This is a genomic window from Streptomyces sp. NPDC004542 (assembly GCF_040610035.1).
Lineage (GTDB): Bacteria > Actinomycetota > Actinomycetes > Streptomycetales > Streptomycetaceae > Streptomyces.
The window spans coordinates 63,771-86,136 of sequence record NZ_JBEXLP010000009.1 but is presented as its reverse complement, the minus strand read 5'-3'; the positions used below and the strand labels follow the sequence as shown (position 1 = coordinate 86,136).

Annotated in this window: 19 protein-coding genes; 13 read left to right on the top strand and 6 right to left on the bottom strand. The window is 71.5% G+C overall.

Annotated elements, in window-relative coordinates; all coding sequences use genetic code 11:
* Positions 1 to 5: 5 nt before the first annotated feature.
* The 4 genes from ABZX30_RS08230 to ABZX30_RS08215 all read right to left on the bottom strand — a co-directional run bounded on the left by ABZX30_RS08230 (position 6) and on the right by ABZX30_RS08215 (position 5,210).
* Positions 6 to 1,310, bottom strand: a complete 1,305-nt coding sequence (locus ABZX30_RS08230; RefSeq protein ID WP_355930354.1) for a M20/M25/M40 family metallo-hydrolase — start codon at positions 1,308 to 1,310, stop codon at positions 6 to 8.
* A complete protein-coding gene (locus ABZX30_RS08225; protein WP_355930352.1) occupies positions 1,303 to 2,136 on the bottom strand; it encodes a M55 family metallopeptidase in 834 nt (277 codons plus the stop codon). Before ABZX30_RS08225 ends, ABZX30_RS08230 begins: the two co-directional genes overlap by 8 nt.
* An 82-nt stretch (positions 2,137 to 2,218) precedes the next feature.
* Positions 2,219 to 4,573 (bottom strand): MFS transporter, encoded by a 2,355-nt coding sequence (locus ABZX30_RS08220; RefSeq protein WP_355930506.1) that lies wholly within the window; start codon positions 4,571 to 4,573, stop codon positions 2,219 to 2,221.
* A gap of 193 nt (positions 4,574 to 4,766) precedes the next feature.
* Positions 4,767 to 5,210: an SRPBCC family protein gene (locus ABZX30_RS08215; protein ID WP_355930349.1), complete on the bottom strand. Its 444-nt coding sequence runs from the start codon at positions 5,208 to 5,210 to the stop codon at positions 4,767 to 4,769.
* 180 nt (positions 5,211 to 5,390) lie between these two features.
* Between ABZX30_RS08215 and ABZX30_RS08210 the strand changes: the two genes are divergently transcribed.
* Both ABZX30_RS08210 and ABZX30_RS08205 read left to right on the top strand, forming a co-directional pair.
* The gene (locus ABZX30_RS08210; protein ID WP_355930347.1) at positions 5,391 to 6,443 is read left to right on the top strand and encodes an Rv2578c family radical SAM protein; all 1,053 of its coding nucleotides are present in this window, start codon (positions 5,391 to 5,393) and stop codon (positions 6,441 to 6,443) included.
* A gap of 87 nt (positions 6,444 to 6,530) precedes the next feature.
* Complete coding sequence (locus tag ABZX30_RS08205) at positions 6,531 to 7,091, top strand: GNAT family N-acetyltransferase (RefSeq protein WP_355930345.1); 561 nt, start codon at positions 6,531 to 6,533, stop codon at positions 7,089 to 7,091.
* A gap of 7 nt (positions 7,092 to 7,098) precedes the next feature.
* Here ABZX30_RS08205 and ABZX30_RS08200 read toward each other — a convergent pair whose 3' ends face one another.
* Positions 7,099 to 7,674 (bottom strand): adenylosuccinate lyase, encoded by a 576-nt coding sequence (locus tag ABZX30_RS08200; RefSeq protein ID WP_355930342.1) that lies wholly within the window; start codon positions 7,672 to 7,674, stop codon positions 7,099 to 7,101.
* A 390-nt stretch (positions 7,675 to 8,064) separates the two neighbouring features.
* On the opposite strand from ABZX30_RS08200, the gene ABZX30_RS08195 reads away from it, so the two are divergent.
* The 9 genes from ABZX30_RS08195 (at position 8,065) to pssA (ending at position 19,003) form a co-directional block, all read left to right on the top strand.
* A complete protein-coding gene (locus ABZX30_RS08195; protein ID WP_355930340.1) occupies positions 8,065 to 9,870 on the top strand; it encodes a 3-hydroxyacyl-CoA dehydrogenase family protein in 1,806 nt (601 codons plus the stop codon).
* Between the two features lie 163 nt (positions 9,871 to 10,033).
* Positions 10,034 to 10,882, top strand: coding sequence for a TetR family transcriptional regulator (locus tag ABZX30_RS08190; protein WP_355930337.1), 849 nt, complete (start codon positions 10,034 to 10,036; stop codon positions 10,880 to 10,882).
* Positions 10,883 to 11,277: 395 nt separating this feature from the next.
* Positions 11,278 to 12,615, top strand: coding sequence for a crotonyl-CoA carboxylase/reductase (gene ccrA, locus ABZX30_RS08185; protein WP_355930503.1), 1,338 nt, complete (start codon positions 11,278 to 11,280; stop codon positions 12,613 to 12,615).
* 9 nt (positions 12,616 to 12,624) lie between these two features.
* Positions 12,625 to 14,652, top strand: coding sequence for a protein meaA (locus ABZX30_RS08180; RefSeq protein WP_355930334.1), 2,028 nt, complete (start codon positions 12,625 to 12,627; stop codon positions 14,650 to 14,652).
* Positions 14,649 to 15,608 carry a CoA ester lyase gene (locus ABZX30_RS08175; protein WP_355930332.1) on the top strand — a complete coding sequence of 320 codons (960 nt, stop codon included), beginning with the start codon at positions 14,649 to 14,651 and terminating at the stop codon, positions 15,606 to 15,608. Before ABZX30_RS08180 ends, ABZX30_RS08175 begins: the two co-directional genes overlap by 4 nt.
* 5 nt (positions 15,609 to 15,613) lie before the next feature.
* A complete protein-coding gene (locus tag ABZX30_RS08170; RefSeq protein ID WP_355930330.1) occupies positions 15,614 to 16,126 on the top strand; it encodes a MaoC family dehydratase in 513 nt (170 codons plus the stop codon).
* Positions 16,127 to 16,129: 3 nt separating this feature from the next.
* Positions 16,130 to 17,335: an acyl-CoA dehydrogenase family protein gene (locus ABZX30_RS08165; RefSeq protein WP_355930327.1), complete on the top strand. Its 1,206-nt coding sequence runs from the start codon at positions 16,130 to 16,132 to the stop codon at positions 17,333 to 17,335.
* Positions 17,336 to 17,505: 170 nt separating this feature from the next.
* Positions 17,506 to 18,162 (top strand): phosphatidylserine decarboxylase, encoded by a 657-nt coding sequence (locus ABZX30_RS08160; protein WP_355930325.1) that lies wholly within the window; start codon positions 17,506 to 17,508, stop codon positions 18,160 to 18,162.
* Between the two features lie 22 nt (positions 18,163 to 18,184).
* Positions 18,185 to 19,003 (top strand): CDP-diacylglycerol--serine O-phosphatidyltransferase, encoded by an 819-nt coding sequence (pssA, locus tag ABZX30_RS08155; RefSeq protein ID WP_355930501.1) that lies wholly within the window; start codon positions 18,185 to 18,187, stop codon positions 19,001 to 19,003.
* Between the two features lie 430 nt (positions 19,004 to 19,433).
* Here pssA and ABZX30_RS08150 read toward each other — a convergent pair whose 3' ends face one another.
* On the bottom strand, positions 19,434 to 20,552 hold the full coding sequence (locus tag ABZX30_RS08150) for a glycerate kinase (RefSeq protein ID WP_355930499.1): 1,119 nt from the start codon (positions 20,550 to 20,552) through the stop codon (positions 19,434 to 19,436).
* A 192-nt stretch (positions 20,553 to 20,744) separates the two neighbouring features.
* Here ABZX30_RS08150 and ABZX30_RS08145 point away from each other — a divergent pair, with 192 nt between their 5' ends.
* Positions 20,745 to 21,845 (top strand): ADP-ribosylglycohydrolase family protein, encoded by a 1,101-nt coding sequence (locus ABZX30_RS08145; RefSeq protein ID WP_355930323.1) that lies wholly within the window; start codon positions 20,745 to 20,747, stop codon positions 21,843 to 21,845.
* The gene (locus ABZX30_RS08140; RefSeq protein ID WP_355930320.1) at positions 21,846 to 22,340 is read left to right on the top strand and encodes an NUDIX hydrolase; all 495 of its coding nucleotides are present in this window, start codon (positions 21,846 to 21,848) and stop codon (positions 22,338 to 22,340) included.
* Positions 22,341 to 22,366: the final 26 nt, after the last annotated feature.

Below are 22,366 nucleotides of genomic sequence, written 5' to 3'. Positions count from 1 at the left end.
TTTGCCTAGGCCGACCGCAGGAAACGGTCGAGGACGCGGACGCCGAAGTGGAGCGCCTCGACGGGGACCCGTTCGTCGACGCCGTGGAACAGCCCCTGGTAGTCCAGGTCCTCGGGGAGCTTCAGCGGCGCGAATCCGTAAGCGGTGATGCCCAGCCGGGAGAACTGCTTGGCGTCCGTGCCGCCGGACATGCAGTACGGCACCACGTGCCCCTCGGGCGCGAACTCCTGGACGGCGGCCCGCATCCGGGCGTACGTCGGGGAGTCGACCGGCGCCTGGAGGGCGACCTCGCGATGGTGGAACTCCCAGTCCACGTCCGGCCCGGTCAGCCGGTCGAGGGTGGCGCGGAACTCGTCCTCGCCGCCGGGCAGGTACCGTCCGTCGACGTAGGCGACCGCCTCGCCCGGAATGACGTTGACCTTGTAACCGGCCTCCAGCACGGTCGGGTTGGCGCTGTTGCGGACGGTGGCCTCCACGAGCCTCGCGGCGGGGCCGAGCTTGTCCAGCAGCAGCTCCACGTCGTCCAGGCCCGTGTCGAGGCCGTAGAGGGCGGCGAGTTCGGTGAGGGCCGCGCGCACGGTCGGGGTGAGCCGTAGCGGCCACTCGTGCTCGCCGATGCGGGTGACGGCGGCGGCGAGCCGGGTCACCGCGTTCTCCCCGTTGACCTTGGAGCCGTGTCCGGCGCGGCCCCGCGCGGTGAGCTTCAGCCAGGCGGTGCCGCGCTCTCCGGCGGCGATGGGATACAGCTGCCGCCCGCCGCCGTCGTGGAAGGTGAACGCGCCCGACTCGCCGACGGCCTCCGTGCAGCCCTCGAACAGCCCGGGGTGCCGGTCGGCGAGGAACCCCGAGCCGTCCTCGGCGCTGGCCTCCTCGTCGGCGGTGAAGGCCACCACGATGTCCCGCCGGGGCCGTACGCCCGCCCGGGCCCAGGAGCGCACCACGGCGAGGATCATCGCGTCCATGTTCTTCATGTCGACGGCTCCGCGCCCCCACACGACCGAGTCGCGGACCTCGCCGGAGAAGGGGTGGACGCTCCAGTCGCGGGCCTCGGCGGGCACCACGTCCAGGTGTCCGTGGACGAGCAGCGCGTCGGCGGACGGGTCGGTGCCCTCGATCCGGGCGACGACGTTCGTACGCCCCGGGGTCCTCTCCAGCAGCACCGGCTCCAGCCCGGCCCCGGCGAGCCGTTCGGCCGTGTACTCGGCGGCCGGGCGTTCCCGGCAGTCGCCGCCGCCCCGGTTGGTGGTGTCGATCCGGATCAGTTCGGAGGTGAACCGGACGACCTCGTCCAGTGCCCGCTCGTCAGCCATACTGTTCCTCCACCGCGGCCGAGACGATCGTGGTGACCGCCTTGAAGGTCCGGATCCCCTGGTACATGGTGCCGCTGGTGTACGCCACCTTCCGCTCCCCGGTCCGGTCCACGCCCGGCACGACGGTCGCGGCGAGGGCGAGGTGCTCGGCGTCGAACTCCAGGGCGATGGTGAACGGGCCCGCGAGCGCGGGCTCCTGCCGTACCGCCAGGGCGGCCGCCTGTTTCGCCGCGGCGCGGATGTCCGCGGCGGTTCTGGCCGGAGTGCGGCACACGGCAGCGTACCGCGACACGTGGTCCTTGACGGCGACCTTGAGCGCCCCGGGCGCGTACCCGAGCGCGTCCTCGCAGGCCACGTCGTCGCCGGTGACGAGGACGACGGGTACCCCGTACTCGGCGACGACGTGCGCGTTGAGCAGTCCCTCGCTCGCCCGCTCGCCGTCCAGCCACACCCCGGTGATGGAGTTGGCCAGGTAGGTGTGCGCGAGGACGCCTTCCATGCCGGCGCCCGCGTGGTAGCCGACGAACGCGACGCCGTCGACGTCGCCGTGCTGCACGCCCTCGACCATGGACAGCGACTTGTGCCGTCCGGTGAGCATCTGCACCCGTTCGTCGAGCTGTTCGAGGAGCAGGTTGCGCATGGTCGCGTGGGCCTCGTTGACGAGTACCTGCTCCGCGCCGCCGTCGAAGAAGCCGAGCGCGGCGGCGGCCACGTCGGAGGTGAACATCGCGCGGCAGCGTTCCCACTGCGGTGTCCCCGGCAGGACGTCGGCCGGCCAGGTGACTCCCGTCGCGCCCTCCATGTCCGCACTGATGAGGATCTTCATACGACGTCACGCTACGCGTCGTGGGACCCCCGGGCCAGGACCGGACCCGTCCTGGCGTCGGGCGCCCCGGGTGGCCGGGGCGTCAGTCCTCGTGGCCGAGTTGGAGGTCGCGTTCCGTCCTGCCGCCGCCCGCCACCTGGAGCACGGTGGCCACGGGCGGGTATCCGGCCGCGATGACGGTGTACTCGCCGGAGGAGAGGTCGACGAACCTGAATGTTCCGTCGCTGCCCGTGGTGAGCGTGTCGACGACGTTGCCGGCGGCGTCGAGGAGGGTGACGCGGGCGTCCGCGACGGGGCGTCCGCCACCGGCCCGGACGGTGCCGCGCAGCAGGGCACCGCCGGCGAGTTCGACGTCCTGGCGGGTCTCCCGGGAGGCCTGGACGGTGACGGGGAGCGCGGCGGGCCGGAAGGCGGGCGCGCTGGCGGCGAGGGTGTACTCGCCGGCCACGAGCTCGGTGATGACGTAGCCGCCCTCGCGTCCGCTGCGGGTGCTCGAGACGACTTCGCCGTGCACGTTGGTGAGGGTGACGGTGGCGTCCCGTACGGGGGTGCCGTCGGCGGTGAGCACGCAGCCGGCGAGGCGTCCGGCGCCGCCGAGGACGACGTCGAGTTCGACGGGGCGTTCACCGACGGTGACGGCGACGGCCTGCGGCTGGTGGCCGCCCGCGGCGGCGATCAGTACGTACGGGCCCGGGCCGGGCGTGGCCAGCGCGTACCGTCCGTCCTCGCCGCTCGCGCCGCGGCCGACCTGCTGCCCGGCGACGTCGATGAGGGTGAGTGCCGCGCGGGGCACCACGGTCCCGTCGGGGTGCTGCACCGTGCCGCAGACCGGGACTCCGGCGGCGTGCGACGCGCGGGCGTGCGGGATCGGGGCGGTCACCGGCGCGGTCTCCCGGTCGGTGGCGGAGGCGTTGTGGGACACCAGGGGTTTCTCCTTGAGGAAGAAGGCGAGCAGCAGGCCGAGGACGAGCACCGGGACCAGCTGGAGGAAGATCCGCGGCATCGCGTCGGCGTAGGCGGCGACGCAGGCGTCGCGCAGCGCGGGCGGCAGGGCGTGCACGAGCCGGGGGGTGAGCGACTCCGGGTCGGGGAGGCGGGCTCCCGCGCGTGGGGGGAGGCGCCGGTGCAGGGCGTCGGTGAGCCGGCCGGCGAAGAGGGTGCCGAAGACGGCTGCGCCGACGCTGCCGCCGATCTGCCGGAAGTAGTTGTTGGCGCTGGTGGCGGTGGAGAGGTCGGCGGGGCGCACCGAGTTCTGCACGGCGAGGACGAGGACGGGCATCACCATGCCGATGCCTGCGCCGAGGACGGCCATCCAGATGCTGTAGTGGAGCCGGGGTGTGTCGGTGCCGAGCCGGGACAGCAGCCACATCCCGGCTACGGAGAGGGCGCCGCCGAGCACGGGGTAGGCCTTGTAGCGGCCGGTGCGGCTGATGAGCTGTCCGGTGACGACGGAGGCGCCGACGATGCCTCCCATCATGGGCAGCATGAGCAGGCCGGACTCGGTGGCGGAGGCACCGTAGACCATCTGCAGGAAGGTCGGCAGGTAGCCGGCGGCGCCGAACAGCGCGACGCCGACGACCAGGGCGATCAGGCCGGTGACCGTGAAGACGGGGTCGCGGAACAGCCGCAGCGGGATGAGGGGTTCGGCGGCGCGGCGCTCGGCGAGGACGAAGAGGGCGGTGGCGGTGGCCGCGCCGGCACCGAGGCCGAGGACGACGCGTGAGTCCCAGGCGTACTCGGTGCCGCCCCAGCTGGTCAGGAGCACCAGACAGGTGGAGGCCGCGGTGAGCAGCAGCGTGCCGGGCAGGTCGAAGCGGCCCCGGGAGGGCGGCTTGGGGAGCTTGAGCACGGCGGTGACGACGGCCAGGGTGAGCAGGCCGAAGGGCACGTTGACGTAGAAGCACCAGCGCCAGGAGAGGTGGTCGGTGAAGTAGCCGCCCAGCAGGGGTCCGGCGACGGAGGCGAGGCCGAAGGCGGCGCCGATCAGGCCGAGGAAGCGGCCGCGCCGGCGGGGCGGCACGATGTCCGCGATGATCGCCTGGACGCCGGTGAGGAGTCCGCCGGCGCCGGCGCCCTGCACGGCGCGGAAGGCGATCAGCTGGTCCATGGTCTGCGCCCGCCCGGCGAGGGCGGAGCCGGCGACGAAGACGAGGATCGCGCACTGGAAGACGCCCTTGCGGCCGGCGAGGTCGCCGAGTTTGCCGTAGACGGGCAGGCCCACGGTGGAGGTGAGCAGGTAGGCGGTGATCGCCCAGGGCATGCGGTCCAGTCCGTGCAGTTCGCCGACGATCCTCGGCAGCGCGGTGGCGACGATCATCTGCTCCAGGGCGGCGAGGAGCAGGACGAGCATCAGCGCGGCGAAGACCAGCCGCACCCGGCGGGGGGTGAGCCGGACGGCCGGTGCGGGCGGCGGGGCGGACGGCCGGCCGGGTGCCACGGCCGACTCGTCCTGCGCCAGAGTCGTCCCGCCCACGTGCCGCTCCCCTCGTCGCGCCGCCGCGCGGTTCCCGCACCGCCGGATGCGACAACTACGGGCAAGCACGACGAGTTACGGCACCGGGTGGTTCCGCGTGGGGATCCACTCGAACCGGTGAGGCAGGGCAGCCCTCTTGTACGGCCCGGCCGTCGGCCTACTTCTCGACCTCGGCGGCGAGCTCGGCGAGGACGGCGTCGTAGATGCGGGCGAGGCCCTTGGGGGCGAAAGTCCTCTCGAAGAAGCCGCCGATGCCTCCGGCGCCGTTCCAGGTGGTGGTGACGACCACCCGGGACTTCCCCTCTCCCGCGGGGGTGACGCGCCAGGTGGTGACCATGGAGGAGTTGCGGTCCTTCTCGACGAGCTCGCCGTCGGTGGGCTCGCTGACCTCGAGCAGGCAGTCGCGTACGCGCTTGCTGGTGGCCTGGAGCTTCCAGTGGACCAGGGTGCCCTCGCCGTCGCCGCCCTCGCGCACCTCGTACTCGCTGAACTGTTCGGGCAGCAGCCTCGCGCGCGTGCCGGTGTAGTCGGCGAGGGCGTCGAACACCTTCTCCGCGTCCGCTGCGACGACCCGCTCCGTGGCGGCCTCGACCTGCGCCATTGCGTTCCTCCAGGACCTGTGTTCTCGGGGTTGGGGCAAGCCAACCACCCCGGTCCCCGGCCGCGCGAATCGGGGTGCCCGCGGTGGTCCGATGCGGTTGTCATGTGATCGGAAACCGGCCTTGCACGATCATGGGAACAGATGTTCTATTCTGGGGTACAGCGCTACCGAGGAGGCCTGATGCGCTGGGATAACCTCACAGCCGAGTCCGAGCACGGCCGGGCCGACACCGCACTGTTCGCCGCGGACGCCGTGACCACGCGGACGTTCGACACGCCCGAGTTCCGCGGGATCACCTTCCACGAGGTCCGGGCCCGTTCGGTCCTCAACCGGGTGCCGGGCGCCTCGCGCATGCCCTTCGAGTGGACGGTCAACCCGTACCGGGGCTGCACGCACGCGTGCGTTTACTGCTTCGCCCGCAGGACGCACAGCTACCTGGACCTCGACACGGGCATCGGCTTCGACACCCAGATCGTGGTCAAGGTGAACGCGCCCGAGCTGCTGCGCCGGCAATTGGCCTCGCCCCGCTGGCACGGCGAGCACGTCGCGATGGGCACGAACGTCGACTGCTACCAGCGCGCCGAGGGCCGCTACGGGCTGATGCCGGGAATCATCTCCGCCCTCACCGAGCGCGCGAACCCCTTCTCGATCCTGACCAAGGGCACGCTGATCCTGCGCGACCTCGACCTGCTCACCCGGGCCGCGCGGGTCACGGACGTCGGCATCTCGGTCTCCGTCGGCTTCACCGACCAGGGCCTGTGGCGGACCGTCGAGCCCGGCACGCCCGCGCCCGAGCGCCGCCTGGACGTGGTACGGACCCTCGGCGAGCACGGCATCGGCTGCGGGGTGCTGATGGCGCCGGTGATCCCGTTCCTCGGCGACCACCCCGACCAGCTGCGGGCCACCGTACGGGCGATCGCGGCCGCCGGGGCCACCTCCGTCACCCCGCTGGTGCTGCACCTGCGGCCCGGGGCCCGTGAGTGGTTCATGTCCTGGCTGGCCGCCCACCACCCGCACCTGGTGCGCCGTTACGAGCGGCTGTACGCGGAGGGCGCCTACGCTCCCAAGTGGTACCAGCGCCGGATCACCCGTCAGGTGCACGAGCTGGCCCGGGAGTACGGCATCGGCCCCTCGCCCGCGGGCACGCCCCGCAGGATCCGCCCGCCCGGACCGGCCGAGCCGCCCTCCACCGGGTCCGGCACCGGGGAGCCGACGCAACTCACCCTGATCTGACGGCGTCCCGCGGACCCGGGCGCTGAGCACGGCCCGGCCCGGCGACCCGTCAGGGGCGGTGCCCAGCCCGTGCGCCACCAGGGACGCATGAGTGAGCCGACCACCCCCGCCCCCGGCGGCGCCGCGAGCGACGCGCTGGTCCGGGAGATGACCCTGGCCGACTGCGACCGTGTGGCCGAAATACGCGTGCGCGGCTGGCAGACCGCCTACCGGGGAATCGTGCCGCGGTCGTATCTCGACGCGCTCAGCGTGACCGAGGACGCGGCGCGGCGCCGGGCCCGGTTCGGGCAGGGGGACGGGAGCGTGGTGACCCTGGTCGCCGAGCGGGGCGGCGGGATCCTCGGCTGGGCGGCGCTCGGCCCGTACCGGGACGGCGGTGTGCGCACCGTGGACGGTGAACTGTATGCGATCTATGTAGACGATCGGCACCGCGGAACCGGTGTCGGCCGGGCCCTGCTGCGCGAGTCGCTGCGGCGTTGCGCGGCCGCCGGGCACCCCCGGATGTTCCTCTGGGTCCTGAAGGAGAACACCCCCGCCCGCCGCTTCTACGAGCGGGCGGGGTTCCGCGCGGACGGCGCCGAGGAGCCCTTCGAGGTGGACGGGGTGGCGGTGCCCGAGGTGCGGTACGTGCGGGAGCCGGCCGGCTGACGCGGGATCACCGCTGCTGCGGGATGCGCGCCAGCGCGTGCACCGCCGCCTCGGCGAGCGCCGGGTGCGCCAGGGACTCGTTCAGCACGCGTCTGGCCCGGGCGTCCCCCAGCACGCCGAGCCCCTCCACGCAGGCGAGAGCCACCCGGCGGTAGGGATCGTGCGGGCGCAGCCGCCGCTCCAGGGTGGTGATCAGCGCGGGTACGGACTCGGGGGCGCGCAGCCGGACCAGGAGGCGTACCGGGTGCAGGGCGTAGGCGACGCGCAGTTCGTTGGTGGCCAGCGCCGCGGCGGCGCGGGCGGTCCGCGGGTCGCCCAGGCGGGCCAGGGCGTGGGCGGCGGAGGCGCAGCGCGGCGGGTCGCGGTGGTTGAGCAGCAGCACGAGGGACTCGAAGGCGCGCCGGTCGCCGGCCAGTCCCAGCCTGAAGGCGGCCAGTTCCCTGGCCCACAGCGGCTGTCCGGCCGCGGTCAGCACGTCCGCGAGTTCGTCGAGGTCACCGGTGGCCGCCAGGCGCTCGTACGCCGCCGAGCCGCCGGACTCCTGCCGTAGACGCTCCGTGAGCGATCGCAACTCTTCGTCCACGAAGCCCAGCGTAGGGGTGTTGCCCAGCGAGAGGGACCTACCTCACAAAGTCAGGGGCTGGCGCGCTCGTTACCCACCGGTTAAGCTCAGACGAGCGAGTTACCCACTCGCTCTTCCGCTCGTGACGGTCTGGTGACGCGGCCGTCGTGAGTTCAGTCGGTTCGGTACACCGTGTTTCGGTACATCGTGTACCTCAGTACGACTCGGCTTCGGGACAGAGCCGGTCGGATCCGCCGTTCCCCGGGCCCGCGTGCCCGCCGCGACGGCACCGGGCGTGTGCGCTTGGCAGCCCGGCCAACACCCGCACTCACGCAGCTCTGCACGCCCCGGTGTGCGCCGCTCGGCGCACCCGGCGCGTCCTCGTCGTCACCCTCATTCCTGGAGCCCGCGATGGCCACTCCCCTGTCCGACACCCCTCTGTCCCCGCTCAAGACCGTCGCCGTCGTCGGTCTCGGCACCATGGGCACCGGCATCGCCGAGGTCCTCGCCAAGGCCGGCCGCGAGGTGATCGGCATCGACATCAGCGAGACCCAGGCCGCGAGGTCCGTCGCCGCGCTGGAGTCCTCCACCGCCCGCGCCGTGCGGCGCGGGAAGCTCACCGAGCAGGAACGCGCGGAGCTCCTCGGCCGGGTGCGCACCGCGACCGACCTCGGCGCCGCCGCCGACGCCGACCTGGTCATCGAGGTGGCGCCGGAGTCGTACGAGATCAAGCACCAGATCTTCCGGGAACTCGACGCGGTCGTGCGGCCGGAGACGATCCTGGCGACCGGCACCAACGCCCTGTCGGTGACCCGCCTGGCCGCCGACTCCGCCCGTCCGGAGCGCGTGCTGGGCCTGCACTTCTTCAACCCGGCCCCGGCGATGAGACTGGTCGAGGTCGTCTCCTGCGTGCTGACCGCGCCGACGGCCGTCACCGCGGTCACGAACCTCGCCCTCGACCTGGGCAAGGAGCCCGTCGCGGTCGGCGACCGCCCCGGGTTCGTCGCGGACGGCCTGCTGTTCGGCTACCTCAACCAGGCCGCCGCGATGTACGAGGCGAAGTACGCCTCCCGCGAGGACATCGACGCCGCGATGCGGCTCGGCTGCGGCCTTCCGATGGGCCCCCTGGCCCTGCTGGACCTGATCGGCATCGACACCGCGCGGACCGTCCTGGACGCCATGTACGCCGAGTCCCGCGACCGGCTGCACGCCCCCGCCCCGATCCTGAGGCAGCTCAGCGAGGCGGGCCTGACCGGCCGCAAGTCGGGGCGCGGCTTCTACACCTACGAGGCGGCCGGCAGCTCGACCGTGGTGCCGGACGCCCTGACGCCCGGCTCCGCCGGCTCCGGAGCCCCGGGCCGTCCGGTCCGCTGCGTCGGCGTCGCGGGTTCCGGCACCATGGCCTCCGGCATCGCCGAGGTCTTCGCCAAGGCCGGGTACGACGTCGTCCTGGCCGCCCGCAGCGAGGAGAAGGCCCGGGCCGCGAAGGCCCGCATCGGCAAGTCCCTGGCCCGCTCGGTCGACAAGGGCCGGCTCACCGCGGAGGCGGCCGCCGGGACCCTGGACCGGATCACCCCGGCGGGCTCCTACGAGGCCTTCGCGGACGTGGACCTGGCGGTCGAGGCGGTCGCCGAGGACCTCGAGGTCAAGCGGCAGCTGTTCGGGACACTGGACAAGGTCTGCAAGCCGGGCGCGGTCCTGGCGACCACGACCTCCTCACTGCCGGTGGTCGCCTGCGCCCGGGCCACCTCGCGTCCCGAGGACGTGATCGGCATGCACTTCTTCAACCCCGCGCCGGCGATGAAGCTGGTCGAGGTCGTCCGTACGGTGCTGACGGCCGAGGACGTGCACGCCACGGTCCGGGAGGTCTGCGTCAGGATCAGGAAGCACGCCGTGGACTGCGGTGACCGGGCCGGCTTCATCGTGAACGCGCTGCTGTTCCCGTACCTGAACAACGCGGTCAAGATGGTGCAGGAGCACTACGCGTCCCTGGACGACATCGACGCGGCGATGAGGCTGGGCGGCGGCTACCCGATGGGGCCCTTCGAACTCCTGGACGTGGTCGGGCTGGACGTCTCCCTGGCGATCGAGAAGGTGCTCCACCGCGAGTTCCGCGACCCGGGGCTGGCGCCGGCGCCGCTCCTGGAGCACCTGGTGGCCGCGGGCTGCCTCGGCCGCAAGACCGGCCGCGGCTTCCGCGAATATGCCCGCCGCTGAGCACCCCGGCGACTGGGGCGGACTGCTCGACCCGGCCGGGCCTCCCCCACCCGCCCACGCCGGGCCTCCCCCGCCCACCCACGCCGGGCCTCCCCCGCCCACCCAGGGCGGGGGAAACCCGGGACGTGCGCATCGAGCTGCGCACATGCAGTACGTTCGGGTCATGTCCCAGCCCGCCAAGTCCTCCCGTACACCAGCCGCGCCCGACGCGCCGGAAAGTGCCGCAGGCGGCCGTGCCGCCGCCCAGCGGCTCAAGATGCGCCGGGAACTGGCGGCAGCCGCGATGGAGTTGTTCGCGACGAAGGGGTACGAGGCGACCACCGTCGACGAGATCGCGGCCGCGGCCGGGGTCGCGCGCCGCACCTTCTTCCGTCACTTCCGTTCCAAGGAAGAGGCGATCTTCCCCGACCACGACGACACCCTGATCCGCGCCGAGGCCGTCCTCAACGCCGCTCCCGCGCACGAGCACCCGCTCGACACCGTGTGCCGCGGCATCAAGGAGGTCATGAGGATGTACGCGGCCCGGCCGGAGATCTCGGTCGCCCGTTACAAGCTCACGCGCGAGGTGCCCACCCTGCGGGAGGCGGAGATCGCGTCGGTGGCCCGCTACGAGCGGCTGTTCACCCGCTACCTCCTCGGCCACTTCGACGAGCACGCGCACGACGACGACGCCAACGACGACCCGCTGCTGGCGGAGGTCGCCGCGTCCGCCGTGGTCACCGCCCACAACCACGTCCTGCGCCGCTGGCTCAGGGCCGGCGGGCAGGGCGACGTGGAGGCACAGCTCGACCACGCCTTCGCGATCGTGCGGAAGACCTTCGGCACCGGCATCGGCGCCGGGCGGGGCACGTCCCCACAGCCGGCCGCCTCCTCGGCCGCCTCCTCGGCCGCCTCCTCGGGGGCCTCCGCGGCGGCCTCGGTGGAGGGCGAGGTGCTGGTGACGGTCGCCCGCACCGACGCGCCCCTGCACGAGGTGATGCGGACCATCGAGCAGGCGCTCAAGGAGCGTTGACCCCACCCCTTCCCCCTGTGACAACGGCCACCCTCCGGGTGGCCGTTTTTGCATGTCAGCGCCCCTTTTACGCCTCCACCGCGACCCCGTTCGATCGATCATCGCTCATCTGTCGGGTAAAGATTTCATCTGAGAGAAATATCTGGCACTCAGTGCCTTGCGAGGTGACACGCGGTGTCATACGTTGAAGGTGTCCGGGCTGTCCCCGCAGACCATCACCTGCGCGTCCGGACGCCTGCGTCACAGGCAACCTCCCGCGCCACCAAGCGCTGCCGAAGCACCCCCGCCGAACCGACGGCAACCCTCATCCACCCTCAGCAGCACTCAACGCAGCACCGACGAACCCCCAGCGCCCCTCCCTCAGGGCGCTCACCGCCGGAGGCAACACCGTGACCGTGAAGGACATCCTGGGCGCGATCCAGTCGCAGGACGCCACGTCCGCCGACTTCGCCGCCCTGCCGCTCCCCGAGTCGTACCGCGCGATCACCGTGCACAAGGACGAGACGGAGATGTTCGCGGGCCTCGCGACCCGCGACAAGGACCCGCGCAAGTCGATCCACCTCGACGAGGTGCCGCTGCCCGAGCTCGGCCCGGGCGAGGCCCTGGTGGCCGTCATGGCCTCCTCGGTCAACTACAACTCCGTGTGGACGTCGATCTTCGAGCCGCTGTCGACGTTCGGCTTCCTCGAGCGCTACGGCAGGCTCAGCGAGCTCACCAAGCGGCACGACCTGCCGTACCACATCATCGGCTCCGACCTCGCGGGCGTCGTCCTGCGCACCGGCCCCGGCGTCAACGCCTGGAAGCCGGGTGACGAGGTCGTCGCGCACTGCCTGAGCGTGGAGCTGGAGTCGAGCGACGGCCACAACGACACCATGCTCGACCCCGAGCAGCGCATCTGGGGCTTCGAGACCAACTTCGGCGGCCTGGCGGAGGTCGCGCTCGTCAAGTCGAACCAGCTGATGCCGAAGCCGGACCACCTCAGCTGGGAGGAGGCCGCCGCCCCGGGCCTGGTCAACTCCACCGCCTACCGTCAGCTGGTCTCCCGCAACGGCGCCGGCATGAAGCAGGGCGACAACGTGCTCATCTGGGGCGCGAGCGGCGGCCTCGGCAGTTACGCCACGCAGTTCGCGCTGGCCGGCGGCGCCAATCCCATCTGTGTCGTCTCCAGCCCGCAGAAGGCGGAGATCTGCCGTTCGATGGGCGCCGAGGCGATCATCGACCGCACCGCCGAGGGCTACAGGTTCTGGAAGGACGAGAACACCCAGGACCCCAAGGAGTGGAAGCGCTTCGGCAAGCGCATCCGCGAGCTCACCGGCGGCGAGGACATCGACATCGTCTTCGAGCACCCCGGCCGCGAGACCTTCGGCGCCTCGGTGTACGTCACCCGCAAGGGCGGCACCATCACCACCTGCGCCTCGACCTCGGGCTACCTGCACGAGTACGACAACCGGTACCTGTGGATGTCCCTGAAGCGGATCATCGGCTCCCACTTCGCCAACTACCGCGAGGCCTGGGAGGCCAACCGCCTCATCGCCAAGGGCAAGATCCACCCGACGCTGTCCAAGGTCTACTCCCTGGAGGAGACCGGCCAGGCCGCCTACGACGTGCACCGCAACCTCCACCAGGGCAAGGTCGGCGTCCTGTGCATGGCTCCCGAGGAGGGCCTGGGCGTGCGCGACGAGGAGAAGCGGGCGCGGCACATCGACGCCATCAACCGCTTCCGGAACATCTGAGAGGCGCACATGACCGAGCGTCAGAAGGACCGGCCGTGGCTGATGCGCACGTACGCCGGTCATTCCACCGCCGAGGCGTCCAACGAGCTGTACCGGCGCAACCTCGCCAAGGGCCAGACCGGCCTGTCGGTCGCGTTCGACCTGCCGACGCAGACCGGCTACGACTCCGACCACGTCCTCGCCCGCGGCGAGGTCGGCCGGGTCGGCGTGCCGGTCGCGCACCTCGGTGACATGCGCCGGCTGTTCCAGGACATCCCCCTGGAGCAGATGAACACCTCGATGACGATCAACGCCACGGCCATGTGGCTCCTGGCGCTCTACCAGGTCGTCGCCGAGGAGCAGGGCGCGGACATCACCAGGCTCCAGGGCACGACCCAGAACGACATCGTCAAGGAGTACCTGTCCCGGGGCACCCATGTGTTCCCGCCGGGGCCGTCGCTCCGCCTGACGACCGACATGATCGCGTACACGGTCTCCCACATGCCGAAGTGGAATCCGATCAACATCTGCAGCTACCACCTGCAGGAGGCGGGCGCCACGCCGGTCCAGGAGATCGCGTACGCGATGTCGACGGCGATCGCGGTGCTGGACGCCGTCCGGGACTCCGGGCAGGTGCCGCAGGAGCGCATGGGCGATGTCGTCGGCCGTATCTCCTTCTTCGTGAACGCGGGCGTCCGCTTCGTCGAGGAGATGTGCAAGATGCGCGCCTTCGGCCGGATCTGGGACCGGATCACCCGCGAGCGCTACGGCATCGAGGACCCCAGGCACCGGCGTTTCCGGTACGGCGTCCAGGTCAATTCGCTCGGCCTGACCGAGGCACAGCCCGAGAACAACGTCCAGCGGATCGTGCTGGAGATGCTGGCCGTGACCCTCTCCAAGGACGCACGCGCGCGTGCCGTGCAGCTGCCCGCCTGGAACGAGGCCCTGGGGCTGCCCCGGCCCTGGGACCAGCAGTGGAGCCTGCGCATCCAGCAGGTGCTGGCGCACGAGAGCGACCTGCTGGAGTACGAGGACATCTTCGAGGGCTCGAAGGTGGTCGAGGCGAAGGTGGGCGAGCTCGTCGAGGAGTCCCTCGCCGAGATCGAGCGGATCCAGGAGATGGGCGGCGCGATGGCCGCCGTCGAGTCCGGCTACCTCAAGTCGCAGCTGGTCGCCTCGCACGCCGAGCGCCGGGCCCGGATCGAGTCCGGCCAGGAGAAGATCGTCGGCGTCAACATCTTCGAGACGACCGAGCCGAACCCGCTGACGGCCGACCTGGACACCGCGATCCAGACGGTCGACCCGGCGGTCGAGGCCCGCGTGATCGAGTCCCTGCGGCGCTGGCGGGACACCCGTTACCAGCCGCCCTTCAACCACCCGCGCCCGTGCAAGGCGCTGGAGAGGCTGAAGGAGGCCGCCAAGGGCACCGGCAACCTGATGGAGGCCACCTTGGAGTGCGCCCGCGCCGGGGTCACGACCGGCGAGTGGGCGGGGGCGCTGCGCGAGGTGTTCGGGGAGTTCCGGGCGCCGACCGGGGTCTCCTCCGCGCCGGTGGCCGTCGCCGCCGAGCAGGGCTCGGCCCTCGGCGAGGTCCGCGCCCGGGTGGCCGCCACCGCACGGGAGCTGGGCGTGGGCAAGCTGCGCTTCCTGGTCGGCAAGCCCGGCCTGGACGGGCACTCCAACGGCGCCGAGCAGATCGCCGTGCGGGCTCGTGACGCCGGCTTCGAGGTGGTCTACCAGGGCATCCGGCTCACGCCCGAGCAGATCGTGGACGCGGCCCTCGCCGAGGACGTGCACGCGGTCGGCCTGTCGATCCTGTCCGGCTCGCACGCCCAGTTGGTCCCGGACGTGCTCGAACGGCTGCGTGTGGCCGGTGCCACGGATATACCAGTGATCGCCGGTGGCATCATCCCGAACGGTGATGCCGAGCAGCTCAGGGCCGCCGGAGTGGCCGCGGTCTTCACCCCGAAGGACTTCGACATCACCGGGATCATCGGCCGCATCGTCGACGAGATCCGGACAGCGAACAAGCTCGACCCCCTGGAGGTCCCCGCATGACCGTCAACCGTCTGCGTCCCCGCCGCTCGTGTCTCGCGGTACCGGGAAGCAACCCCCGCTTCCTGGAGAAGGCGCAGGGCCTCCCGGCGGACCAGGTCTTCCTGGACCTGGAGGACGCGTGCGCGCCGCTCGCCAAGCCCGAGGCGCGGCACACCATCGTCAAGTTCCTCAACGAGGGCGACTGGACGGGCAAGACGCGGGTCGTGCGCGTCAACGACTGGACGACCGAATGGACGTACCGCGACGTCGTGACGGTGGTCGAGGGCGCCGGCCAGAACCTCGACTGCATCATGCTGCCGAAGGTGCAGTCCGCACAGCAGGTCGTGGCCCTGGACCTGCTGCTGACCCAGATCGAGAAGACCATGGGCTTCGAGGTCGGCCGCATCGGCATCGAGGCGCAGATCGAGAACGCGCAGGGCCTCAACAACGTCAACGCGATCGCGCAGGCCTCCCCGCGGATCGAGACGATCATCTTCGGCCCGGCCGACTTCATGGCGTCGATCAACATGAAGTCGCTGGTCGTGGGTGAGCAGCCGCCCGGCTACCCGGCGGACGCCTACCACTACATCCTGATGAAGATCCTGATGGCCGCCCGCGCCAACGACCTCCAGGCGATCGACGGTCCCTACCTGCAGATCCGCAACGTGGACGGCTACCGCGAGGTGGCGCGGCGCGCCGCGGCGCTCGGCTTCGACGGCAAGTGGGTGCTGCACCCGGGCCAGGTGGAGGCCTCCAACGAGATCTTCTCGCCCTCGCAGGAGGACTACGACCACGCCGAGCTGATCCTGGACGCGTACGACCACTACACGTCCGAGGCGGGCGGCAAGAAGGGCTCGGCGATGCTCGGCGACGAGATGATCGACGAGGCCAGCCGCAAGATGGCCCTGGTCATCGCGGGCAAGGGACGCGCCGCCGGCATGCGGCGCACGTCGAAGTTCGAGATCCCGGAGGCCTGAGCGCGATGCAGTTCGGACGCACCTACGAGGAGTTCGAGGTCGGGGCGACGTACAAGCACTGGCCGGGCAAGACGGTCACGGAGTACGACGACCACCTGTTCTGTCTCCTCACCATGAACCACCACCCGCTCCACATGGACACGAACTACGCCGAGAAGACGACGGACTTCGGCAAGAACGTGGTGGTCGGGAACTACATCTACTCCCTCCTGCTCGGTATGTCCGTCCCGGACATCTCCGGCAAGGCGATCGCCAACCTGGAGATCGAGTCGCTCAAGCACGTGGCGCCGACCTTCCACGGCGACACGGTCTACGGCGAGACCACCGTGCTCGACAAGTGGCCGTCGAAGTCGAAGAACGACCGCGGCATCGTCTACGTCGAGACCAAGGGCTACAAGCAGGACGGCACCCTCGTGTGCGTCTTCCGCCGCAAGGTGATGGTGCCGACCGAGACGTACATCAAGGAGCGCGGCGGCGAACAGCCGGGCCGCCCGGAACTCGAGCAGCAGGAGAAGTAGGCCATGGCCCGTCTCGCCCAGACCGCCGGTCTGACCGACGTCCAGCAGGAGATCGTCTCCACCGTCCGGGACTTTGTCGACAAAGAGATCATTCCGGTCGCGACGGGGCTGGAGCACCGCGACGAGTACCCGCAAGCGATCGTCGACGGGCTGAAGGAACTCGGCCTGTTCGGTCTGATGATCCCCGAGGAGTACGGGGGCCTGGGCGAGTCGCTGCTGACCTACGCCCTGTGCGTGGAGGAGATCGCGCGCGGCTGGATGTCGATCTCCGGCATCATCAACACGCACTTCATCGTGGCGTACATGCTCAAGCAGCACGGCACGCAGGAGCAGAAGGACCACTTCCTCCCCCGGATGGCGGCCGGCGACATCCGGGGCGCGTTCTCGATGTCCGAGCCGGGTCTGGGCTCCGATGTGTCGGCGATCACGTCGAAGGCGGTCAGGGACGGCGGCGAGTACGTCCTGAACGGCCAGAAGATGTGGCTGACGAACGGCGGCACCTCGTCCCTGGTGGCCGTCCTGGTCCGAAGTGACGAAGGACACCCCGAGGGCACGCCGCCGCACAAGTCGATGACGACCTTCCTGGTCGAGAAGGAGCCCGGTTTCGGCGAGGTCCGCCCCGGCCTCACCATTCCCGGCAAGATCGACAAAATGGGCTACAAGGGTGTCGACACCACCGAGCTGATCATGGACGGGCTGCGGATTCCGGTCGATCGGGTGCTCGGCGGCGCCACCGGCCGAGGTTTTTACCAAATGATGGACGGCGTGGAGGTCGGCCGCGTGAACGTGGCGGCGCGTGGCTGCGGCGTCGCACAGCGCGCGTTCGAGCTGGGCGTCCAGTACGCCCAGCAGCGGCACACCTTCGGCAAGCCGATCGCCCAGCACCAGGCGATCCAGTTCAAGCTGGCGGAGATGGCCACCAAGGTCGAGGCCGCGCATGCCATGATGGTCAACGCGGCACGCAAAAAGGACTCCGGTGAGCGAAACGATCTCGAGGCGGGGATGGCGAAGTACCTCGCCTCCGAATACTGCAAGGAGGTCGTGGAGGATGCCTTCCGGATCCACGGCGGCTACGGCTTCTCCAAGGAGTACGAGATCGAGCGCCTCTACCGTGAGGCTCCGATGCTGCTCATCGGTGAAGGCACCGCCGAGATCCAGAAAATGATCATCGGTCGCAGGCTGCTCGAAGAGTATCGGTTCCAAGGCTGATTGTCCGGATACGGGGTGTTTTCTTCGAGAAGAAGATCACACCCCGTCAACGCTCTTCGGCCGCCGACTCGGCTTCCTGGCTTGCCCAGTTGCGGCCTACGCCCGGTACGATCCCCGGAAAGCCGCCGTCCCCCGTTCCAGCGCGGCATCATCCGCTACGAAGGTCATCCATGCCCCACAGCCAAACCTCTGCACCTCGCGACAGCCGAGCCGGCGTACGCCTTGCGCGCGGAGCATCGCCGTGGCTTCTCCCGACCGTCGCCACCGCAGCACTCAGCCTGGCCCGCGCACGCCGCTCCGGCGCCGCCAGGGCCGTCGCCGTGCCCGCCACCGCGCTCGCGGCGGGCATGCTGTGGTTCTTCCGCGACCCCGAGCGTGAGATCGCCACGGGCCGGGTCATCTCGCCCGCCGACGGTGTGGTGCAGAGCATCATGCCGTGGAAGGACGGCCGCACCCGCGTCGCGATCTTCATGAGCCCGCTCAATGTCCACGTCAACCGCGCGCCCCTGTCGGGCACGGTGACGTCGGTCGAACACGTCCCCGGTGGCTTCGTTCCCGCCTTCAACAAGGAGAGCGAGAACAACGAGCGCGTAGTCTGGCATTTCGACACCGAACTCGGCGACATCGAGATGATCCAGATCGCCGGCGCGGTGGCCCGTCGCATCGTGCCGTACATCCCGCAGGGGACGAAGGTCGAGCAGGGCGACCGCATCGGTCTGATCCGCTTCGGCTCGCGTGTCGACCTCTACCTGCCCGAGGGCGTGGAGGTCGCGGTCGAGGTCGGCCAGAAGACCGTGGCTGGGGTGACTCGCATTGACCGTGATTGATCCGGAGACACAGGCGGGCTGGGTGCCCGAAGCGGACGAGGTGGACGAAGAGGAGGAGATGCCGCTCTCTCTCCGCCTCTCGATAGCGGACACCCTCACGCTCGGCAACGCCACGTGCGGGTTCATGGCGGTGTACTTCACCACCACCGGCATCCTGATCCCGCACCTCACGGGTGACCAGGAGACCGGCATGGCCCGCCACAGCGCGGCCACGGCGGTCATCCTGATGCTCTGCGCGGCGGTCTTCGACCTGTTCGACGGCCTGGTGGCGCGGAAGCTGCGTTCCTCGCCGATGGGTGCGGAGCTGGACAACCTCTCCGACCTGATCAGTTTCGGCCTGGCGCCGGCGTACTTCGTGCTGGTCTACGGCATGGTCGCGGACGACGCGCACCAGAGAGTGGCCGCGCTGGGGGCGATCGTGGTGCTCCTGGCGGTGGTACTGCGCCTGGCACGCTTCTCGTGCGTGACACCGGCGAACGGCATGTTCCAGGGCATGCCGTCCCCTTTCGGCGCGCTGACAGTGGTGTCGATCGTCCTCCTGGAGCTCCCCTTCGTGGCGACGCTCCTCGCCATCCTGGGCACGGCCTGGCTGATGGTGAGCCGGGTGGAGTACCCGAAGCCGCGGGGCCGCCTCGCGGCGGCGATGCTCGCCTGGATCGTCCTGTCGATGGGCCTCCTGGCCGCCTGGGCCTTCGACGCCCCCAGCGGCCAGCTGCTCCTCCAGACGGGCTGCGCCCTGCAGCTCGTCATGGGCGCGGTGATCCCGCTGTTCGCCACGGCTCGCCGGGTGAACAACTTCCGCGACAACCGGCGGGAGGCGCGGGCGGCCCAACTGCCCTAGCGCGCGCTGACATCGGCCCCGGATCGTTCCTGATCCGGGGCCTTTGCCGTTGCCGCCCGGCGTGGGTGCAGTCCCTGCCGAGGGCTCCGCCCCCAGACCCGAGGGCACGTCCCCGGGGGGGGGACGACTACCGGCCAGGAGTCACGTGAGGGAACACGAACGGGACGCAGTCCCCGCCAGGGCGCAGGGGGCGGAGCCCCGCCAGAGCTCCGGGCCCACAGCCCGCGGGGCGCAGGGATGCGGCCCCACCGGGGTGCAGAGGACCCCACGCCGACAGTCCAAGAGGACGGGGCACAGCCCGCACCGACAGCCCAGGGTGCAGGTCCAAGCCCGCAGAGGCACAGGAACAGAGCCCGCGCCGACAGCCGCCGGGGTGCAGGGGCGCAGCCCCTGGGAGGGGACGGGCAGGGGCGGCGGGGGCGAAGGACGCTCAGGTCAGGAAGTCACGGGCGATGCTCTCGGCCACCCGCTCCAGGATCGGGCCCGCGTCCGCGATGCACGTGGCCACGTCCGGCTCGACGCCGGTCAGCGGGTAGGCCCGCCGGATCCCGGCCCGCCCCAGGGCCTGCGGTGGCAGGGCGAGCCGTCCGCACACCGCGACGACCTCCTTGCCCGCGGCCCGCGCCGCGGCGGCCACACCCGCCGGAGCCTTGCCGTGCAGGGTCTGCTCGTCCAGGGAGCCCTCCCCGGTGATCACCAGGTCGGCGCGCGCCAGCGCCGGCGCGAAGCCGAGCACGTCGAGCATCACCTCGATGCCGGGGCGGAAGACGGCACCGAGGAGCAGGGCACCGTATCCGATGCCACCGGCGGCGCCCGCCCCCGCGGACGCCGCGAACTCCGCCGCCCGTGGCCCGACCGCGGCTTCCAGGACCTTCGCGTAGTGCGCCAGCGCCGCGTCCAGCGTCTCCACGTCGTCCGGCGAGGCGCCCTTCTGCGGCCCGTATACCGCCGGTGCCCCCTTCGGCCCGGTCAGCGGATTGTCCACGTCGCTGGCCAGCACGAACTCGACCGAGGACAGCCGCGGGTCCAGACCCGACAGGTCGGCCCGGGCGAGGTCGGCCAGCCCGCCCCCGCCGGGGGACACCGGCTCGCCGTCCTCGTCCAGGAACCGCGCCCCCAGCGCCGTCAGCATCCCGGCCCCGCCGTCCGTCGTCGCGCTGCCGCCGACGCCGAACACGATGGTCCGTGCCCCTGCGTCCAGCGCGGCCCGCAGCAGTTCCCCGGAGCCGTACGTGGAGGCGGTGAGGGGTGCGAAGACCCCGGCCGGCAGCCGCTGCAGCCCGCTCGCCTCGGCCATCTCCACCACCGCGGTGCCGCCGCGCAGCGCGAACGCGGCGGTCACGTCCTGTCCCAGCGGCCCCGCGACCCGGACCTCGCGCCGTTCGAACCCGGCGGCCACCGCCGCGTCCACGGTCCCGTCACCGCCGTCGGCGACCGGCAGTGCCTCCACCGCCAGGTCCGGCACGACCCGGCGCAGTCCGGCCGTCACCCGCTCGGCGACCTGCACGGCTGTCAGCGAGCCCTTGAACTTGTCCGCGGCGACGAGCACCCGTCCGGTCCCGTCCACTGCAGCGTCCGCCACCTTGTATTCCCCTTGCTCCCCGGGCCCGTCGCACGTCAGGGCCAGTCGCGCCGCTGTGACCTTAACCGGCGGGGACCCCTGCCGTCATGCGCCGCCCGAACCCTGGGAACCTGCTGGCACCCGGCTGTGTCCGCCCGGGAAAGCGGGTACACCTCAGCCATGACAGCTGTGGACACCGAGCCGGAACTCGCCGACCGCATCCTCGGCGGCTGGCTGGGGCGGATCGCCGGGAACATGCTCGGCAAACCGGTCGAACAGGGCGAGGTGTGGACGCGCGACCGTATCGACCGCTACCTGCGGCGGGCGGCCGCCCTGCCGCTCACCGACTACCTCCCGGAACCGGCCGACGAGTCCGACGGCCTCGCGCTGCGCCCCGAATGGCGCCAGTGCGTGCGCGGCCGCGTCCACGGCAGCTGCCGCGACGACGACGTCGACTACGCGATCCTCGGTCTGCACCTGCTGGAGACCCACGGCTTCGACTTCAGCACCGAGGAGGTCGGCGAGCTGTGGCTGCTGCGGCTGCCGTACCTGCAGACCTTCACGGCGGAACGGGCCGCGTACCGCAACCTCGCAGGCGGGCTCAAGCCGCCGCTGACCGCCACGTACGACAACCCGTACCAGGAGTGGATCGGCGCCCTGATCCGCGCCGACGTCTACGGCTGGACCTGCCCGGGCGCCCCGCGCCGGGCCGCCGCGCTGGCCCGCCGGGACGCGGTGCTGTCACACACCGGCAACGGCGTGTACGGGGCGATGTTCGCGGCAGCGCTGGTCTCGGCCGCGTTCACCGCTCCGACCGTGCGCCACGCCCTCGACACGGCGCTCACCGTCGTCCCGGCGAGCAGCCGCCTGGCCCGTACCGTGCGCCGGGTCGCCACCCTGCACGAGGCCCGGATGACGTGGGAGGACACCGTCGCCACGGTGTCCGAGGAGACGGCCGGGCTCGGCTGGATCCACACCGTTCCGAACGTGGCCGTGCTCACCGCCGGCCTGCTGTACGGCGACGGCGACTTCACCCGCACCATCGCCCTCACCGTCCGCGGCGGCCTGGACACCGACTCCAACGGTGCCACGGCCGGCTCGGTGGCCGGGGTCCGTCAGGGTGCGGCGGCCATCCCGGCCCGGTGGAAGGACCCGCTGGACGACACCGTCCGCAGCGCCGTGTTCGGTTTCGACGGCGTACGGATCAGCGCGCTGGCCGAACGCACCCTGCGCCTGGCCACGGCGGACAACGGGCGGGCGGCGTCCGGTTACCCTGCCTGAATGACCACCACTCAGGACTTCGCCGCGTACATCGCGAGCCTGCCGCGTGTCCTCGCCGGTGCCGCCGCCCTCTTCCGGGACGCCGAGGGGCGGGTACTGCTCGTCGAGCCGAACTACCGCGAGGGCTGGGCCCTGCCGGGCGGCACCGTCGAGTCGGACGACGGGGAGACACCGCGCGAGGGCGCGCGCCGGGAGACGCTGGAGGAGATCGGGCTCGACGTGCAGCTCGGCCGGCTGCTGGCGGTGGACTGGGTGCGCGGGACGGGACGCCCGCCGCTGGTGGCGTACCTCTACGACGGCGGAGTGCTCACCGAGGACGACCTCAAGGCGATCCGCCTCCAGGAGGAGGAGCTGCTGTCCTGGCGCCTGGTCCCCCGTGAGGAACTCACCGCCCACCTGCCGGGCGCCCTGGGCCGTCGCGTCCTCGCCGCCCTGGACGTGCTGGCGGAGGGTACGGGGACGGCGGAGCTGGAGAACGGCCACCGCGCGGGCTGACCACCGGGACGGCATACGCCTTCGGC

What these genes read in the sequence shown, in the direction of transcription:
- ABZX30_RS08230 (WP_355930354.1), bottom strand. Translation starts at nt 1,310, where the DNA reads ATGGCTGACGAGCGGGCACTGGACGAGGTCGTCCGGTTCACCTCCGAA.
- ABZX30_RS08225 (WP_355930352.1), bottom strand. Translation starts at nt 2,136, where the DNA reads ATGAAGATCCTCATCAGTGCGGACATGGAGGGCGCGACGGGAGTCACC.
- ABZX30_RS08215 (WP_355930349.1), bottom strand. Translation starts at nt 5,210, where the DNA reads ATGGCGCAGGTCGAGGCCGCCACGGAGCGGGTCGTCGCAGCGGACGCG.
- ABZX30_RS08210 (WP_355930347.1), top strand. Translation starts at nt 5,391, where the DNA reads ATGCGCTGGGATAACCTCACAGCCGAGTCCGAGCACGGCCGGGCCGAC.
- ABZX30_RS08205 (WP_355930345.1), top strand. Translation starts at nt 6,531, where the DNA reads ATGAGTGAGCCGACCACCCCCGCCCCCGGCGGCGCCGCGAGCGACGCG.
- ABZX30_RS08195 (WP_355930340.1), top strand. Translation starts at nt 8,065, where the DNA reads ATGGCCACTCCCCTGTCCGACACCCCTCTGTCCCCGCTCAAGACCGTC.
- ABZX30_RS08190 (WP_355930337.1), top strand. Translation starts at nt 10,034, where the DNA reads ATGTCCCAGCCCGCCAAGTCCTCCCGTACACCAGCCGCGCCCGACGCG.
- ABZX30_RS08180 (WP_355930334.1), top strand. Translation starts at nt 12,625, where the DNA reads ATGACCGAGCGTCAGAAGGACCGGCCGTGGCTGATGCGCACGTACGCC.
- ABZX30_RS08175 (WP_355930332.1), top strand. Translation starts at nt 14,649, where the DNA reads ATGACCGTCAACCGTCTGCGTCCCCGCCGCTCGTGTCTCGCGGTACCG.
- ABZX30_RS08170 (WP_355930330.1), top strand. Translation starts at nt 15,614, where the DNA reads ATGCAGTTCGGACGCACCTACGAGGAGTTCGAGGTCGGGGCGACGTAC.
- ABZX30_RS08165 (WP_355930327.1), top strand. Translation starts at nt 16,130, where the DNA reads ATGGCCCGTCTCGCCCAGACCGCCGGTCTGACCGACGTCCAGCAGGAG.
- ABZX30_RS08160 (WP_355930325.1), top strand. Translation starts at nt 17,506, where the DNA reads ATGCCCCACAGCCAAACCTCTGCACCTCGCGACAGCCGAGCCGGCGTA.
- ABZX30_RS08145 (WP_355930323.1), top strand. Translation starts at nt 20,745, where the DNA reads ATGACAGCTGTGGACACCGAGCCGGAACTCGCCGACCGCATCCTCGGC.
- ABZX30_RS08140 (WP_355930320.1), top strand. Translation starts at nt 21,846, where the DNA reads ATGACCACCACTCAGGACTTCGCCGCGTACATCGCGAGCCTGCCGCGT.